Annotated in this window: 13 protein-coding genes; 2 read left to right on the forward strand and 11 right to left on the reverse strand. The window is 40.2% G+C overall.

The features are described 5' to 3' along the window. Positions 1-26 precede the first annotated feature (26 nt). The 4 genes from G592_RS0110855 to G592_RS0110870 form a co-directional block, all read right to left on the reverse strand. Entirely contained in the window at positions 27-1,232 is a 1,206-nt protein-coding gene (locus G592_RS0110855; RefSeq protein ID WP_028247840.1) for an NADP-dependent isocitrate dehydrogenase, read from the reverse strand. Between the two features lie 63 nt (positions 1,233-1,295). Next, on the reverse strand, positions 1,296-3,701 hold the full coding sequence (gene leuS, locus G592_RS0110860; protein ID WP_028247841.1) for a leucine--tRNA ligase: 2,406 nt from the start codon (positions 3,699-3,701) through the stop codon (positions 1,296-1,298). Positions 3,702-3,808: 107 nt separating this feature from the next. Next, positions 3,809-4,147, reverse strand: a complete 339-nt coding sequence (locus G592_RS0110865; protein WP_028247842.1) for a hypothetical protein — start codon at positions 4,145-4,147, stop codon at positions 3,809-3,811. 174 nt (positions 4,148-4,321) lie between these two features. After that, positions 4,322-6,418 carry an elongation factor G gene (locus tag G592_RS0110870; protein ID WP_028247843.1) on the reverse strand — a complete coding sequence of 699 codons (2,097 nt, stop codon included), beginning with the start codon at positions 6,416-6,418 and terminating at the stop codon, positions 4,322-4,324. A 175-nt stretch (positions 6,419-6,593) separates the two neighbouring features. Here G592_RS0110870 and G592_RS0110875 point away from each other — a divergent pair, with 175 nt between their 5' ends. Further along, positions 6,594-7,694: a prephenate dehydrogenase gene (locus tag G592_RS0110875; protein WP_028247844.1), complete on the forward strand. Its 1,101-nt coding sequence runs from the start codon at positions 6,594-6,596 to the stop codon at positions 7,692-7,694. Between the two features lies 1 nt (position 7,695). Further along, complete coding sequence (gene aroA, locus G592_RS0110880; protein ID WP_028247845.1) at positions 7,696-8,976, forward strand: 3-phosphoshikimate 1-carboxyvinyltransferase; 1,281 nt, start codon at positions 7,696-7,698, stop codon at positions 8,974-8,976. A 10-nt stretch (positions 8,977-8,986) separates the two neighbouring features. Here the strand turns inward: aroA and G592_RS0110885 are convergent, their stop codons facing one another. The 7 genes from G592_RS0110885 to G592_RS0110915 all read right to left on the reverse strand — a co-directional run bounded on the left by G592_RS0110885 (position 8,987) and on the right by G592_RS0110915 (position 16,880). Further along, the gene (locus tag G592_RS0110885) at positions 8,987-10,492 is read right to left on the reverse strand and encodes a glycoside hydrolase 43 family protein (protein ID WP_028247846.1); all 1,506 of its coding nucleotides are present in this window, start codon (positions 10,490-10,492) and stop codon (positions 8,987-8,989) included. A 23-nt stretch (positions 10,493-10,515) separates the two neighbouring features. Next, a complete protein-coding gene (locus G592_RS0110890; RefSeq protein ID WP_028247847.1) occupies positions 10,516-12,114 on the reverse strand; it encodes a hypothetical protein in 1,599 nt (532 codons plus the stop codon). A gap of 96 nt (positions 12,115-12,210) precedes the next feature. After that, positions 12,211-12,717 (reverse strand): SEC-C metal-binding domain-containing protein, encoded by a 507-nt coding sequence (locus G592_RS0110895; RefSeq protein ID WP_028247848.1) that lies wholly within the window; start codon positions 12,715-12,717, stop codon positions 12,211-12,213. 190 nt (positions 12,718-12,907) lie between these two features. Next, entirely contained in the window at positions 12,908-13,978 is a 1,071-nt protein-coding gene (locus G592_RS0110900) for an SH3 domain-containing C40 family peptidase (RefSeq protein ID WP_028247849.1), read from the reverse strand. A gap of 96 nt (positions 13,979-14,074) precedes the next feature. Then, complete coding sequence (locus G592_RS0110905; protein WP_028247850.1) at positions 14,075-14,995, reverse strand: bifunctional riboflavin kinase/FAD synthetase; 921 nt, start codon at positions 14,993-14,995, stop codon at positions 14,075-14,077. 2 nt (positions 14,996-14,997) lie between these two features. Beyond that, positions 14,998-15,903 carry a tRNA pseudouridine(55) synthase TruB gene (gene truB / locus G592_RS0110910; protein ID WP_028247851.1) on the reverse strand — a complete coding sequence of 302 codons (906 nt, stop codon included), beginning with the start codon at positions 15,901-15,903 and terminating at the stop codon, positions 14,998-15,000. Beyond that, positions 15,903-16,880 carry a DHH family phosphoesterase gene (locus tag G592_RS0110915; protein ID WP_036952715.1) on the reverse strand — a complete coding sequence of 326 codons (978 nt, stop codon included), beginning with the start codon at positions 16,878-16,880 and terminating at the stop codon, positions 15,903-15,905. Before G592_RS0110915 ends, truB begins: the two co-directional genes overlap by 1 nt. Positions 16,881-16,886 lie beyond the last annotated feature (6 nt).

Genomic DNA, 16,886 nt, shown 5'->3' on the forward strand with positions numbered 1-16,886 from the left:
ACAAGATTTAGTGTTTTCAGACTATTTTAAAGAGATTCGAGAGTTTTACGAATTTCGATGATGAAATCCCTTGAATTAAGGACTGTTGGGTTCTCAATTGATGTAATGAGAGCCAAATCCTTTGTCATTTTTCCATCCTCGATAGTCTTGATACAAGCCTTCTCAAGCTTGTCTGCGAAAGCTGAGAGCTCAGGAATGTTATCAAGCTCGCCGCGCTTTCTAAGAGCACCTGTCCAAGCAAAAATTGTAGCTACAGAGTTTGTAGATGTCTCCTCGCCCTTTAAGTGTTTGTAGTAGTGACGCTGTACTGTTCCGTGAGCAGCCTCGTACTCATAGTAACCAGCCGGGCTAACAAGCACTGATGTCATCATAGCAAGTGAACCAAATGCAGATGAAATCATATCAGACATAACATCACCATCGTAGTTCTTGCATGCCCAGATGAATCCGCCCTCAGACTTCATAACACGAGCTACTGCATCATCGATAAGTGTGTAGAAGTACTCGATGCCTGCAGCATCAAATGCATCCTTGTATTCCTTGTCAAAAATCTCCTGGAAAATATCCTTAAATGTATGGTCATACTTCTTAGAAATAGTATCCTTTGTAGCAAACCATAAATCCTGCTTTGTATCCAAAGCATATTTAAAACAGCTATGAGCAAAGCTTTCGATTGAATCGTTAAGATTGTGCTGGCCCTGAACAACGCCTGGTCCGTTGAATGTGTGAACAAGTGCGCGTTCTTCCTTACCATCCTCAGATGTGTAAACAAGCTCAACCTTACCAGCTGCTGGGATTACCATCTCAGTGTTTTTGTAAACATCACCGTATGCATGACGTGCAATTGTAATAGGCTTCTTCCATGTCTTAACATTTGGGTCGATTCCTTTTACAACGATAGGTGCACGGAAAACTGTACCATCAAGGATTGCTCTGATTGTTCCGTTAGGGCTCTTCCACATCTCCTTAAGGTTGTACTCTGTCATGCGTGCTGCGTTAGGAGTGATTGTGGCACACTTAACAGCAACTCCATATTTCTTTGTAGCCTCTGCAGACTCTACAGTAACCTTGTCATCTGTCTCATTTCTGTGCTCAAGGCCAAGGTCATAGTACTCAGTCTTTAAATCGATGAAAGGAAGAAGAAGCTCGTCCTTAATCATCTGCCAGAGGATGCGTGTCATCTCATCGCCGTCCATCTCTACTAAAGGGGTTGTCATTTGAATTTTGCTCATAACGTATTCTCCTTATCATATAACTTTTATAGAATAAGCCTGCCGCGATGGCAGGCTTAAGTCTTATTTAACTACAAGGTTAACAATCTTGTTTGGAACATAGATTTCTTTAACGAGATTCTTGCCCTCGATTGCGCCAGCAACTGAAGCGTCAGCCTTTGCAATAGAGAGAGCCTCATCCTTCTCGCATCCGTTAGGAATCTTGATAGTAGCCTTAAGCTTACCATTTACCTGTACAGCGATTTCGATAGTCGACTCAACAATCTTAGCTGGGTCAAACTCTGGCCAAGCTGAAAGTGATACATATCCCTCACCGCCAAGCTCAGCATACATTTCCTCACAAAGGTGTGGAGCAAATGGAGCTAAGATCTTAACAAGTAATACAAGATTATCCTTAGTAATATGTCCCTCTGTAATGATATCGTTAAGAAGTCCCATCATAGCTGCAATAGCTGTGTTGTACTTCATAGCCTCGATATCCTCAGAAACCTTTTTAATTGTCTTATGAATTCCAGTCTCAATAGACTCGCTGTTAGCCTCATCAGTAACGATATCTGTAAGACCTGCGAATCTCTCAAGGAATCTCTTACATCCACGAACAGATGCATCTGACCAAGGAGCAGCTGCGCCGTAATCACCCATGAATAATACGTAAGTACGAAGTGTGTCTGCACCGTAAGCATCTACAATATCAAGTGGGTCAATAACGTTTCCACGAGACTTAGACATCTTCTGTCCGTCCTCGCCAAGAATCATACCCTGCGCACTTCTCTTCTTATATGGCTCTGGAGTATTAACTACACCAAGGTCATAAAGGAAATGATGCCAGAAACGTGAATAAATCAAGTGACGTGTAACGTGCTCCATACCACCGTTGTACCAGTCAACTGGCATCCAGTAGTTGAGCTTGTCCATAGCTGCGAACTCGTTATCATTGTGTGGATCAATGTAACGTAAGAAGTACCATGATGAACCAGCCCACTGAGGCATAGTATCAGTCTCTCTCTTAGCGTCAGCACCACACTTAGGGCACTTGCAGTTTACAAAGCTGTCAATCTTTGCAAGTGGTGATTCTCCGTCTGTACCTGGCTCGAAGTTCTCGAGAACTGGTAACTTAAGTGGAAGCTCCTCAAATGGAACTGCTACATCACCACATGTTGGACAGTGAACGATTGGAATAGGCTCGCCCCAGTAACGCTGTCTGTTGAATGCCCAGTCCTTCATCTTGAACTGAACACCAGCCTTACCACAGCCAAGCTTCTCAAGCTCCTGAATCATTCTGTCGATTGAGTCCTTCTTATTGTTAAGACCGTTAAGGAACTCAGAGTTAATCATGTTACCTTCGCCTGTGTAAGCTTCCTTAGTAACATCTCCACCCTCGATAACAGGGATAATATCAATACCGAACTTTGTAGCGAAGTCCCAGTCACGCTGATCGTGAGCAGGAACAGCCATGATAGCACCAGTACCATAACCCATCATTACATAATCAGAAATGAATACTGGAATCTTCTTTCCAGTGATAGGGTTGATTGCATCGAAGCCCTCAACTCTAACACCAGTCTTGTCCTTAGAAACAAGCTGTGTACGCTCGAACTCAGACTTCTTCTGGCACTCGGCTCTGTAAGCTAAAATAGCGTCCATGTTAGAAATCTTGTCTGCATACTCATCGATATATGGATGCTCTGGAGCAATAACCATAAATGTAACACCACAAAGAGTATCTGGTCTTGTAGTGTAAATCTCAAGCTTCTTATCTATACCATCAAGTGTGAAATTAACGAAAGCACCCTTCGACTTACCAATCCAGTTTACCTGCTGCTGCTTGATATTCTCAGGGAAATCTACCTCATCGAGACCCTGGAGGAGCTTATCAGCGTACTCTGTAATACGAAGGTACCAAACGTCCTTCTCCTTCTGGATTACATCGCTGTCACAGATATCGCACTTACCGCCCTGTGAATCCTCGTTTGAAAGTACTACCTTACAATGTGGGCAGTAGTTTACAAGAGTCTTATCTCTGAATACAAGACCCTTCTCGAACATCTTAAGGAAAATCCACTGTGTCCACTTGTAGTAATCCTCCTGAGTAGTGTCGATTGTACGACTGTAATCAAAAGAAAAACCTACGCTCTTAAGCTGTGTAGTGAACTTTTTGATATTGTCATCAGTGATCTTTCTAGGATGTGTGTTTGTCTTGATAGCGTAATTCTCTGTAGGAAGACCGAAAGCATCGAAACCGATTGGGAATAATACATTATATCCCTGCATACGGCGCTTTCTGGAAACTACCTCTACTGAAGAATATGCCTTGATATGTCCAACGTGCATACCTGCACCTGATGGATATGGGAACTCAACCAAGCCGTAGAATTTTGGCTTGTCAGAACCATCGACAGCCTTAAAGATGTCATCTTTTTCCCAGGCTGACTGCCATTTTTTCTCAATTGCTTTAAAATTGTGCTTCATTTTTCTCACCTCGTATATATAACTATTCGAAATTATAATAAAAGCTGTGTAGTTTTGCAATAAAACTACACAGCAAAAATGGTTTTTATTGAAAATTCTGCGGTGAACTATGCTATCACTGACATCATTGCAAGCATTCCTAAATTAGTGATATAGGTTCTACCTTCTTCGATATTCCAATATTTTTCTTCTACTGATTTGATATTAAGGAATTCCCCATAATTTAATGGTGCTACATTCCCATCAGCCACGAACGGAACTACATATTTTCCTGAATCATCATCCTTATATACACAGATTCCTGCTTCATCCGGGTTATTTATGTCTATAGTCTGACTAAATGATATTAACTCATCAAGAGTACCAGCCTCTGCCTCAAAGAAATAATACTCCTCTGCTTCTGCTTCCTCTTGCTCTATAAATTCTACATTGTATTCAATAATCAATTACATTATCCTCTCATTCTAAAAAGTGCTTTGATATAGTAGCACGTCTTCCCCTCAGACTCTACATGCAAGTTTTTTAGAATGTCCGTTAAGTAACCGAATTTGAAAAATTATAGAAAAAAAGACTGATGAAGCAAGCCTCATCAGTCTTTCTAATCTACTTATTTTAACTGTTTACTCCTCATCCACATCCTTAATCTTATTAGCACGTCGCTCAACTTCCTTAGCCTGAACATCTGAAGGAACCTGCTCGTAACGGGCTAATTCATAAGAGAATGTACCGTAGCCACCAGTCATAGAACGAAGTGTTGTGTCATAGCCATAAAGCTCAGCCATAGGAACTTCTGCCATAACCTCAGTCTTTCCACCAGTTTCTGTAGGGTTCATACCAAGAACACGTCCACGTCTCTTGTTCAAATCACCCATTACATCACCAGTGTAGCTATCTGGAACTACAACCTTAAGTGTCTCGATAGGCTCAAGAAGGATTGGATTAGCCTTCATGATGCCATCCTTGAAAGCGCCCTTAGCTGCAACCTTGAATGCCATTTCTGAAGAATCAACTGGATGATAGCTTCCATCATAAAGATTAGCATGTACACCAACTACAGGATAAGCTGCAAGTGGTCCTGCAAGAACAGCTTCTGACAGTCCCTTCTCAACAGCTGGGAAGTAGTTCTTTGGAACTGCACCACCAACTACAGACTCTGTAAAGTTGTAATGCTCTTCCATATTTCCAGAAGGCTCAAATGTCATTTTAACGTGACCATACTGACCATGACCACCAGTCTGCTTCTTATACTTATACTCGACATCAGCCTTTCCTCTAATTGTCTCTTTAAATGCAATCTTCGGCTGGCTAAGCTCGATGTCTACTTTGTACTTCTCATTAAGCTTCTGAACAAGCATATCAATATGTCTGTCGCCGATACCATAAAGAAGTGACTGGCTGTTCTCGCCGTCGTTGACAGCCTTGATTGTTAAGTCTTCAGCACAAAGCTTAGAAAGTGCCTGTGCAATTTTATCTTCATCTCCCTTGTTTTTAGCCTTATATCTCTTGTATGTATAAGGAACTGAAAGTGGTGTTCTGATGTAAAGGATTGGATTAGCCTTTGTAGAAAGGGAATCTGTTGTAGCAACCTTCTGAAGCTTAGAAAGTGCACAGATATCTCCAGCATGTACCTCGGGAACTTCCTCAGCCTTGCTTCCTGTTAAGATGTAAAGCTTACCAATCTTCTCCTCAGACTCTTTATGCTTGTTATAAAGCAAATCATCTGTCTTAAGAACACCTGAATTAACCTTGATAAGAGAATACTTACCAACGAATGGATCAACGATTGTCTTAAATACATAAGCACTCTTTGGCTTAGAGAAGTCATAGTTTGCTTCGTAAACTTCATTCGTATTTGCGTTAATTCCTGTAATCTTGCAATCAGCTGGTGAAGGAAGATACTTAACAACGTCAGTAAGCATTGTATACTGGCCTCTGTTAGTAAGGTTTGAACCCATCATAACAGGAACAATATCACCAGATGCTACGTTTACACGAAGTGCCTGACGAATCTCATCCTCTGAGAATTCTTCACCACCGAAATATCTATCCATGAATTCCTCTGATGTCTCAGCAACTGATTCCATTAAAGCTTCACGATATTTCTCCAAATATTCCTGACTGTAATCAGGTACATCAGAGTGTTCAACTGTTCCATCAGCCTTCCAGCGCTTACCTATCTGCTGAATAACATTTACATAGCCAACAAACTCTCCATTTTCTCTTATTGGAAGATGGAAAGGAGCAATCTTCTTTCCGTACAAACTCTGAAGCTCCTCAACGATTTCTCTATAGCTGGCATCATCTATATCCATGTCAGTTACAAATACCATTCTAGGAAGATTAAATTTGTCGCACATCTCCCAAGCTCTCTTTGTACCAACCTCAATTCCGCTTTTACCTGAAATAACAATAATAGCCGCATCAGCTGCAGAAACAGCCTCCTCAGCTTCTCCGACGAAATCAAAATAACCTGGTGTGTCTAGGAAATTAATCTTAGTATCGCCCCAAATGATTGGAACTAAAGAAGTGTAGATAGAAAATTTGTTTTTTGTCTCCAGTTTGTCGTAGTCACTAATGGTATTACCAGCCTCGATAGTGCCCGGCTTGCTGATCTGACCAGCTAGAAAAGCCATTGATTCGATGAGACTGGTTTTGCCCGCCCCGCTGTGACCAAGCAACACAACGTTCCTGATTTTGTCCGTAGTAAATACCTTCATGTGTCGTACCTCCCAATAATTTTTCGACGCCTTAACCCCGCCGCGCCGTGATGTTATAAAACTTATATATATTATATTTAATATTCAGACTATTTACAACGGATAAATGTGATATTATATAAATATATTCTCGCTTTAAAGTATTAAAGCATCAAATGTTTTGGGAGACTTAATTATGAAGACAAAAACTATCGGATTTGTAGGACTTGGACTTATTGGAGGCAGTATCGCAAAAGCGATATTAAACGTATATCCGAATACAAGAATATTAGCAACAGCTTCTAGAGAATCTACTATCGAAGCTGCTTTTGAGGAGCGCCTTATCGACAACAATGGCCTTCTCAAAATTCATCAGTTTGGTCAGTGCGACATTATCTTTCTTTGCAGCCCTGTAAAGATTAACTGCGACTATTTAAGACAGCTTAAAGATGTGGTAAAACCTGACTGCATTATCACAGATGTAGGTTCTGTAAAGGGCGACATCACTGCAGTTGCCAGAGAGCTTGGCATGACAAATCAGTTTATCGGTGGTCATCCAATGACAGGTTCAGAGCTTACAGGTCTCGAGCATTCCAATGCTCTTCTTCTTGAAAATGCTTACTACATTCTCACTGCAGATTCTGAAATGAATCCAGAAACTTACGATGAGTTTGCTTCATATATTGGAAGTCTTGGTGCTATTCCTATCAAGCTTACACCTGAGGAGCATGACGATGCCACTGCAGCAGTTTCTCATTTGCCACACGTTATCGCAGCTTCCCTTGTAAATCTTGTTCAGGATACCGATGATGAGCGTTCTATATGCAAGACTATTGCAGCAGGTGGCTTCAAGGACATTACCAGAATCGCATCTGGCTCACCTACCATGTGGCAGCACATTTTTCTTAGCAACAGAGATGCTTTGATTAAGCTTTTAGATATTTATAAGGATGAGCTTGAAAGCTTTAGAAATGCCATATTAAAATCAGATGCAGACGAACTTTTAAAGCTTTGGACAAAAGCAAAGGATTACAGAGATTCAATTACAATTCCTGACAATGCTTTACTTCGTTTTTACGAATTGTATTGTGATATTGATGATAAACCAGGTACACTTGTGGGTGTTCTTCAGTTACTTGCCGATGCAGAAATCAGTGTAAAGAACATCGATATTATCCATAACAGAGAATTCGAGCCTGGTGTTCTTCGAATCGAATTCTACACTGATGAGGCTATGAAAAATGCCCAGACTATTTTGACACATAATAACTACTACGTAAGACAGAGGACAAACTAATATGCCAATCGTAAAAGCCAAAAGTTTAAAAGGAGAAATAAAGGTTCCTGGAGATAAATCCATCAGCCACCGCGGTGTTATGTTCGGTGCCATTTCAGAAGGTGTTACCGAGCTTACAGGTTTCCTTGACGGCGCTGACTGCCGCTCTACCATCGGCTGCTTCAGAGCCATGGGAATCGATGTAAATCAGGAACATGACCATGTAGTGATTCACGGAAAAGGCCTTCATGGACTTTCTGCACCACAGCAGGTTCTTGATGTGGGAAACAGTGGTACCACTACCCGACTTATTTCAGGAATTCTTGCTGGCCAATCATTTGTCAGCACATTAAATGGCGATGAATCAATCCAGAAGCGTCCAATGGGCAGAATCATCACTCCTCTCACTCAGATGGGAGCTTATATTAAATCCGTAAAGAACAATAACTGTGCTCCACTTGAGGTAGGCGGTGTTCCACTTATGCCCCTTCGCTACGATTCACCTGTAGCCAGCGCTCAGGTAAAATCCTGCGTACTTCTTGCTGGTCTCTATGCAGATGGAGTCACTTCCGTTACAGAGCCTGTTGTATCTCGTAATCACACAGAGCTTATGCTTTCAGGCTTTGGTGCAGATATCAAGTCAGAAGGACTTACCGCTACTGTTGTAGGCGGTCCTAAGCTTGTTGGCCAGAAAATCGAAGTGCCGGGTGATATTTCATCAGCAGCATACTTTATCGTGGCTGGTCTCATCTGCCCTAATGCAGATTTATTAATTAAAAACGTAAATACGAATCCAACCAGAGCAGGTATTATAAAAGTTGCTCAGAACATGGGTGGAAATATTGAACTTGTCAATGAAAGAATTGTAAGCGGTGAGCCTGTAGCCGATATTCACGTCACTACAAGCGACTTACATGGCTGTGAAGTTTCAGGAGATATCATTCCTACTCTTATCGATGAGCTCCCAGTAATCGCTGTTATGGCTGCCTGCGCATCAGGCACCACTGTTATCAAGGATGCAGCAGAATTAAAGGTAAAAGAAAGCGACCGTATCGCTACAGTCACTGAGAATCTTAAAAATATGGGTTGTGACATCACTCCTACTGAAGATGGAATGATAATCAATGGAGGAATGCCTCTCACCGGCACATTGATTAAGACATACCTGGATCACCGCATTGCAATGTCATTTGCAGTGGCAGGGCTTGTAGCAGATGGTGAGACCACATTCGACAACGAGGATTGCTGTTGTATTTCATATCCAGATTTCTTTAAAACAATTGGAGCTATCGTAAACCGATAGCTCCATAATTTTATGTAGTAAATATTAAATTTCTAAAGTCTGCCATTCCACCAAGCTCTTTGGTGCCATATGAAAATACGCCTATACGATATCCCACAAATACATCAAGAGTAAATGCCATTTCTAGTGCATCTCCCAACTGAATAAACTCAGAGCCATCTACTGAATAATAGAAATATGCCTTGTCATCATTTTCAAAATCAAAGACTATTCTAAACCATACGTTTTCAGCATTAAATCCTTGCAATTCTGAAGCAGCTATCTTCTTTTCCACTCCATCAAATCGCTTAAGTGTAATGAAAAACTCACCATTTTCCTTTGACACTCCAATGGTACCAAATCTTCCCATGAAAGCTGTAAGGCCGGCATAGTCACCATCCTTAAGTCCTGAGAAATCTCCTTCTATCGTATATACGGATTTTGGAGTAACTGTTCTTTCTGTAAGAGTATTTCTTGCATCCATAATAGATGTGGCAAGCTGCATATTCTTAAGTCGTAAATATCCTGGACGTTCTGTAAATGACCAGCCTTCCTTGATAGGATTGTGATTCCACTGGAACTGCAGAAGCATTTTGTCACTGAAGTGATTGAAAGAATCACTGGTAACTAGTGGTGCTGTAGGAACCTCATTCATTGGAATATCAAGCTCCTCTGGAGTCTTGCCATCCACACCGATAACTGGCCAGTCATTTTCCCATGTCATTGGAATAAGATAAGGAATTCTACCTACAGCCCCATGGTCTTGAAACAACATACTGTACCATTTATTATCGTAGCCTTCTATTAGAACACCTTGAGCAATACCTCTATTATTATCCCCCATATCATCATCGAATATAATTTGTCTTTCAAAAGGGCTTTCTAAGGTTTTTGACCTATAGCAAATTTCTCGTCTTCTGAAATTTCCATTACCTTCTGATGGCCATTCAATAAAACAAAGATAGATATATCCATTTCTGACATAAGCTCTGCAGCCTTCACATCTAAGCATGATTCCATCATCTTTTCCAGGAGTGGAAAACAAAAGCTTTTTTAATCCATCTTCTTTTAAGCCAGTCAAATCTGCATTTAATTCAGCTATAAAAATATCACCATTACCATACACTAAGAAAACTCGATTATCCCAGAAAAGGAAGCTCATATCATGAAAGATTCCATCAAGCTCATGCTGCTTCCAAAATGATTTTTCAATATCATCTGTAGAGTATATAAAGGTCTTTTTCAAATCATTACATACAAACGCAGCGTAAAATATGCCATTGTGGTAAGCAAGTGATGTAGCCCACTGCCCTGCACCATAAGCATTTTTTCCATTCTTTAAATTGTGAATATCGTTATCTGCAATAGTGTCAAAAATATAAGAGACAATTTCCCAATTCTTTAAGTCTTTAGACCTAAGAATTGGTCCACCTGGCATAAAAAACATGGTAGTACTTACCATATAGTAATAGCCATTTGCCTTAATTACATCCATATCTGGCATATCCATTTTTAAAACTGGGTTTATAACTTTCAAAATAATTTCTCCTATAAGCTCTTCTATCTAGTAAATTTCGAAATAAACTTCCAAGCCTCCTCAATGGAATGCTCGCGACATTCGTGAATCTGGCCACTAACACTGCCAAAGGCTGTTCTACATACACCATCTTCGCTATTGTAATAGTTTACAGTTAAAACACTTCCTCTGGAAGGATCTAAAATCTTTTCTACTCTGTCTCCTGGAACGCCATAAATAGAATCTTTCCAGTTGCTCTTATTAGCATAATCCACATCAAAATTTACTGTGAGCTTATTTACCTTCGCTGCGTATTTGATTCTATCAAGAGATGTTTCATCTTGGAATGGGAGTTCTGGAAGTACAGATTCCTCACCACCTGAATAAAACATTGGAACAGATATAGTCATATTCATACGTGGATCTCCAAGAGATAAACCAAAAGGATTATCCTTTATAGGGAATAATGCACTGGTAGGCGCAAGTCCAGCAAACACTTCTGGATACTCCTGGAACATATCCCAAGTTTTTGCACTTCCCATTGAGAATCCAGTAGCGTAAATTCTATGTTCATCAATATCGTATTTACGTTTTAAATCTTCAATAACATCTATGGCCTCTGTTGGAGTTACATTCTGGTGATTTTCAATACCTACATAGAGGAAGTTAAACTTATGGCAAACCTCCCACCATCCTGAAACAAAAGTAAGATACATAGAAGAATCGCCGCCACCATGGAAGCCTACGACAAGTGGAACCGGGCCATTATCAAAAAGTCCCTTGTTGTAATAAACAAAATATCCAACCTTATGCGTTGGCACGTCTTTATACTTTGCTTTATGGTCAGGTGATGTTTTTACTTCTGTGTAATCTCTTTTTTCTACCATGTTAAGGGCATCAAAATCTGGCTCAAATTCAATCTGACCACACCACATTTTGAACTTTCTTACAAAGCTATAAAAATCAGCCTTATAATCGGCTTTTTCCTTAATAAGAAGATTCTCGCAGCCATCAAAGAACTTATTGATTTCATCAGGATTATCTACGGATAAAACAGCTATATCCGTTCGCTGTACATCAGGAACAACTGAGAGACCTTCCATAGAAATCATAGCTGGTGTAATCTCACCTGGCCCCCAAAGATATTCGCCATTGATTGTTTTTAATAAATGCTTTGCACAATAATCTGCTGACTGTCCAAAGCTATAGATATCAGCTCTAAAAATAGCGCCGCGAATAAAATACCCCTTAAATTCTTTATCAAAGAAATTAGTGTATTCAACAATACCATCTGAATATATAGGGTCTATTTTTGTCTCTGCTATAAGCTCCTGATAAAGAGACACATCTGCTCTGTCCCAGCCGCCTTCACAGGTTGGATAAACAAATAAAACAGTTGAATCGTTAGCAGAAGCAATCGATGCCAAGCCTGAAGTTTCTGCAAATTCTATTGCTTTTTCTTCTGTTAATCTTTCTTCTTCGAAAACTAAAAGTAATGGAGCTCTAAAGCCATAATTATGAACCTCGCCATCAATATCTGTCGTAGGCACATATGCTTTTAAATGAAAATTATTATATGTATGCTCCCAGAACTTACCACCGTTGTCCAACGTTTTTACAACTGGTCTTGTAAAAATTCCCATAAAAAATCCCCCTTACTAAAATAGATGTTGAATCTATTCTAGCATCCGGGGGATACTATAAACACCGATAAACTATTAATAATAGGGTGTCAAATCTTATTTCTTTCCGCAGCAGAACTTGTACTTCTTTCCTGAACCGCATGGACATGGATCGTTACGTCCAACCTTCTTTTCTGTACGGATGATTGTGTGCATGTTCTTAGCTTCCTTTGTAAGGTTCTTAAGAGTGTCTGCATCAAAAATCTTCTCCCACTGTGGAAGACCGTAAAGCCAGTCAGCCTTAGCATCAATCATGTTCTTGTAAAGCTTTTCCTTATCGAACTTAAGAGAAACTACTGTATCCTCTTCCATTGTGTCGATTGGGTTTGGCTCAACAAGTGAATCGTTGATTCCATCAAGGAAACCAACCATTGGCATAACTTCGATCTTATATTTCTCAGCAAGCTCTTTAACTGTTCCCTTAACCTCTGTATCAGGATCATCAAGAAGCTGCTCGTAAATGCCCTTCTCTAAAAGAAAATAATTCTGCCAGAATCTCTGTAAATCAGCCTGAGACTGGTTCTGATTGTAGGCAATCTTTTGCCACTGTTCAAGTAAACTCATTTTATATTCCTCTCCAATAAATAAATCAATATCGTGGTAAAAACCACCTCGTTTATTTTAACATAAAAATTAACTATAAGGTAGATAAAAATCCACAAAAACGGGAAAACTCACACCATGCAAATTGCCTCCGGCAATGGTGTGAGTTGTGGCAAACAGGCAACTCCCTTAAAGGGAACCCTCCTGTTTGCTAGTCGTAAATAACACGAACACACTTGATAGGTGTACGGTACATGTAATTTGAAATCTTGATTCCATCACGTCTATTAGATGCGTGAACAATCTGTCCACCACCGATGTAAATGGCAACATGATTGATATAGCTACCCTTGCCGTAGAAAATCAAATCACCAGGCTTTAAATCTGATGTGCTAATCTTTGTACCTTCATTAGCCTGCGCTCTTGATGAGTGGCTGAGATAAACACCGTACTGTCTCATAATCTGCATAGTGAAACCAGAACAGTCAACACCATTTGTAAGGGATGTACCACCCCAAACATAACGATTACCAACATACTGAAGTGCATTATCACAAATTGCCATACGAACATCAGAAACGCCAGCACCATATCTTGCCTCAGTAAGTGTCATGGCAGTTCGAAGAGAAAGATCTACATCTACGTATTCTGCGCAAACATAACCCTCATCACCATCGACATCTACCTTAATCCACTCATCATCCTGAGTGTTATCAAGGATAGCTATTTCTTCGCCCTCAGCAAGCTGATAGATAATCTCTGATTCAGTGTTGCCTTCGGCACGAACTCTAAGACCACCAGTCTTTGAAGTAGCAACATACTCTGCAAGCTCGATAGCCTTGTCCCAAGCCTCATCACCTATAATAAGGTATTCGGAGCTAACATAACCCTCTACCTCGCCAGACTTAATATGGCTCCATTCTCCATCAGTATCAAGAATCTCGCAGGCAGCCTCTGCTGGAAATTTACCAACAAGCTTAGCATCACCAGAAGCAGACTCTCTAATATTAAGATTTCCTTCTGATACATTACAGATACCGATGTTATCGTAGCCATAAATATCACCAAGTGATTTGGCTGTAGCGATAGCATTAGAATCACTAACTGAAAGCTTTTCTATTGCAGACAAATCAACAGCGGCAACAGAAACTGCACCTGCTACTGCTGAAGCATTGTCATTAGTGTTGTTTTTATCTATGTATGTACGTGTATCAACGCAATAATCAAACAAAATCGCTGTACAACATACTAGCGTGAATGCTGAAACAATACGTTTCTTCATAAATCCTCCAATAACAAAAACAAAAAATACGAAACTTTAGAAAGTATAGCAAGAATTAGAAAATTTGTCAATCAAACGTAACATTTCTGTAATATTCTACTTCTTGTTAAAGTAATTTTTAGCCTTTGTTTTATCAATGTTCATCTGATTTGTAAGCTCCTCGATAGAACCAAATTTCATCTCAGGTCTAAGGAAGCTTTGGAATGTAACTTTAACGAATTTCCCGTATAAATCACCGTTGTAATCAAGAATGTGAGTCTCAATACCAACAACGTTTTCATTGGAAACAGATGGCTTGGTGCCCACATTTGTAACACCGTGATAAATCCTTCCGTCAAAATCTATTGTAGTGACATACACACCAAACTTTGGAACAAGCTTTGTCTTTGCTGGCATGATATTGATGGTAGGGATGCCGATGGTGTGGCCCAGGTGAGCACCGTGTACCACCTCTCCCCAAACAAAATATTCATATCCAAGCATATCGTTTACAGAGTCGATATGGCCCAAACTAAGCTCTTCTCTAATGTATGTACTACTGATATCTCTATTATTCTGTTTTATTTTCTCAATGACTTTGTACTCGAATCCCAGCTCTTTTGAAAGCTCTGTAAGAAGCTGTACATTTCCTGCACCCTTATGACCAAATGTGAAATCCGGGCCGGAAATCATATATTTCATATTGAGATTTGATACCAAAAACTCAATAAAGCTTCTGGCATCTGTCTGCATTAAGCGCTCATCAAAAGGGCACTCGATAAGATAATCGAGGCCGTTATTATCAAGCATAAACATTCGCTCTTTATTTGTAATCAGACATGGCATCTGATCTTCTTTTAATAAAAAACGGGGTGAATTGGTAAAAGTGATAAGGCAGGACTTTAAGCCCGATGCCTTTTTTGAAATGATATCTGTAGTCAAAAGATTATGACCCCTGTGGATACCATCGAATTTTCCAACAGTCACCGCTGTAGGCTCTGAAATTTTCGTGTCAAATAAAGAATGTAAATACTCCATAATTATTCCAAAAACATTTTCTCCAAAATAAACTGAGATTCCTCATATACGTAAATCCCAAGGAATCTGTTGTCAGGTAAGAAGATACGATATCTCTCACCATCTTCAAAGCTACTAACCGCCTCTGCGAAAACATTGGCAGCTGGTATCTTTCCGCCGTTGATAGCCTGCTTAAGTGCTTCCTCAGTAGGAATCACAAAAACAGTACCTAAGCCGTCGAATACCGAGGCTATTGGCAACATTATACCATCTAATTTGCCATTTTTAACTATTCTTTCAATTTCATCTAAAGTTTTTGCATCAGAAATGTCGAATTGGCTGACTCTGGTGCGTACCAAAGACTTCATTGCGCAGCCACAACCAAGGACTTCTCCCACATCATGGCAAAGGGAACGGATATATGTACCCTTGCTGCAATGAATCCTGATGGAAACCTCAGGAAGATTCATTGAAAGAACATCGATGCTAAAAATTGTAACAGGGCGAGGCTTACGCTCAACCTCCTTGCCCTCTCTTGCAAGCTCATAAAGCTTTTTACCGTTGACCTTTAAGGCCGAATACATAGGTGGAACCTGCATGATATCTCCAACAAATGAAGATAATGCTTCCTGTACCTGCTCTTCGCTCACATCAACAGACTTCTTTTCCAAGATACGACCACTCATGTCGTAAGTGTCTGTCTCTACACCGAGAAGCATTACGCACTCATAAACCTTATCCTTGTCGGTAAGCATATCGCAAAGCTTTGTAGCTTTACCTATACAAACAGGAAGCACACCTGTCGCATCAGGATCAAGTGTGCCAGTATGACCTATTTTCTTTATTTTTAAAATGCCACGAAGCTTGGCAACCACATCAAAGGATGTGAACCCCGCCTCCTTATAGACATTGATAATGCCACTATTCATTAGTTAATTCCTAACTCATTAAATTGTTTTTTTACCATTTCAACTATCTCATCGACAATCTTCCATGGCTCTTTTGTTGTAACGGAAAATCCTGCAGCCTTTTTATGTCCGCCGCCACCGTAAACACCAGTGATAACTGTAAGATCTACATCTCCGCTGGCTCTTGTGCTTCCCTTGAAATCGCCATCTTCAAGCTCGTAAAGGAAAATCGCAACCTCAACACCTGTAGTGTCACGTAGCTGCTGAACAATACCCTCTAAATGCTTGCTCTGTGCACCGAATTCTGCCATATCTTCTGCTGTAATAACTGCAGCAATAATCTTGCCGTCTTCGAATGTCTTGCAGCCCAGTAAAGCCTTTCCAAGCATTCTGTTCTGAATCATAGTCTTGGCATAATATGTGTCAGTGCAAATCTTAGAGTAATCGATTCCCTTTGTCATAAGGAAGCCTGCAGCATCCATTGTGGATTCTGTAGTGCAGGAATACTGAAATACACCTGTATCATGGATAATACCTGTATAAAGACATTCTGCAATGTCCTTAGTGATTTTATCCTTACCAAACTGATTGAAAACAAGCTCACAGGTAGAGCTGTCATCAGGAATAATATAACTAAACTCAGCAAAACCGCCGTTTGTCATGTGATGATCGATACAAACGGTGTGTGTTGCCTTCTCGAAGAATGGGTAAACATCCCCAAGTCTTCCACCATCGCTACAATCTAAAGCGATGAATAAATCAAAATGCTTATCTGCTGAAACAGTATGAATGTCTTCAATCTTGTCAGCATTTTTGAAGAATTTAAAAATATTAGGAATAGGATCAAGATAGACATGAACTTCTATCTCTGGGTAGTAGGTGACAATGTAATTGTACATGGCCATAGTAGAGCCTACACAGTCGCCGTCTGGGCGGATGTGGCCTCCTATTCCTACTACCTTTGATTCAGATAAAAGTTCGTTAAAGTTGTCTATCATAGTCCT

It is taken from the genome of Pseudobutyrivibrio ruminis CF1b, from assembly GCF_000424005.1.
GTDB lineage: Bacteria > Bacillota > Clostridia > Lachnospirales > Lachnospiraceae > Pseudobutyrivibrio > Pseudobutyrivibrio ruminis_C.

Bases quoted from the DNA above. Each gene is read 5' to 3' on its own strand.
- G592_RS0110855 (WP_028247840.1), bottom strand. From the start codon at position 1,232: ATGAGCAAAATTCAAATGACAACCCCTTTAGTAGAGATGGACGGCGAT.
- leuS (WP_028247841.1), bottom strand. From the start codon at position 3,701: ATGAAGCACAATTTTAAAGCAATTGAGAAAAAATGGCAGTCAGCCTGG.
- G592_RS0110870 (WP_028247843.1), bottom strand. From the start codon at position 6,418: ATGAAGGTATTTACTACGGACAAAATCAGGAACGTTGTGTTGCTTGGT.
- G592_RS0110875 (WP_028247844.1), top strand. From the start codon at position 6,594: ATGAAGACAAAAACTATCGGATTTGTAGGACTTGGACTTATTGGAGGC.
- aroA (WP_028247845.1), top strand. From the start codon at position 7,696: ATGCCAATCGTAAAAGCCAAAAGTTTAAAAGGAGAAATAAAGGTTCCT.
- G592_RS0110890 (WP_028247847.1), bottom strand. From the start codon at position 12,114: ATGGGAATTTTTACAAGACCAGTTGTAAAAACGTTGGACAACGGTGGT.
- G592_RS0110895 (WP_028247848.1), bottom strand. From the start codon at position 12,717: ATGAGTTTACTTGAACAGTGGCAAAAGATTGCCTACAATCAGAACCAG.
- G592_RS0110900 (WP_028247849.1), bottom strand. From the start codon at position 13,978: ATGAAGAAACGTATTGTTTCAGCATTCACGCTAGTATGTTGTACAGCG.
- G592_RS0110905 (WP_028247850.1), bottom strand. From the start codon at position 14,995: ATGGAGTATTTACATTCTTTATTTGACACGAAAATTTCAGAGCCTACA.
- truB (WP_028247851.1), bottom strand. From the start codon at position 15,903: ATGAATAGTGGCATTATCAATGTCTATAAGGAGGCGGGGTTCACATCC.
- G592_RS0110915 (WP_036952715.1), bottom strand. From the start codon at position 16,880: ATGATAGACAACTTTAACGAACTTTTATCTGAATCAAAGGTAGTAGGA.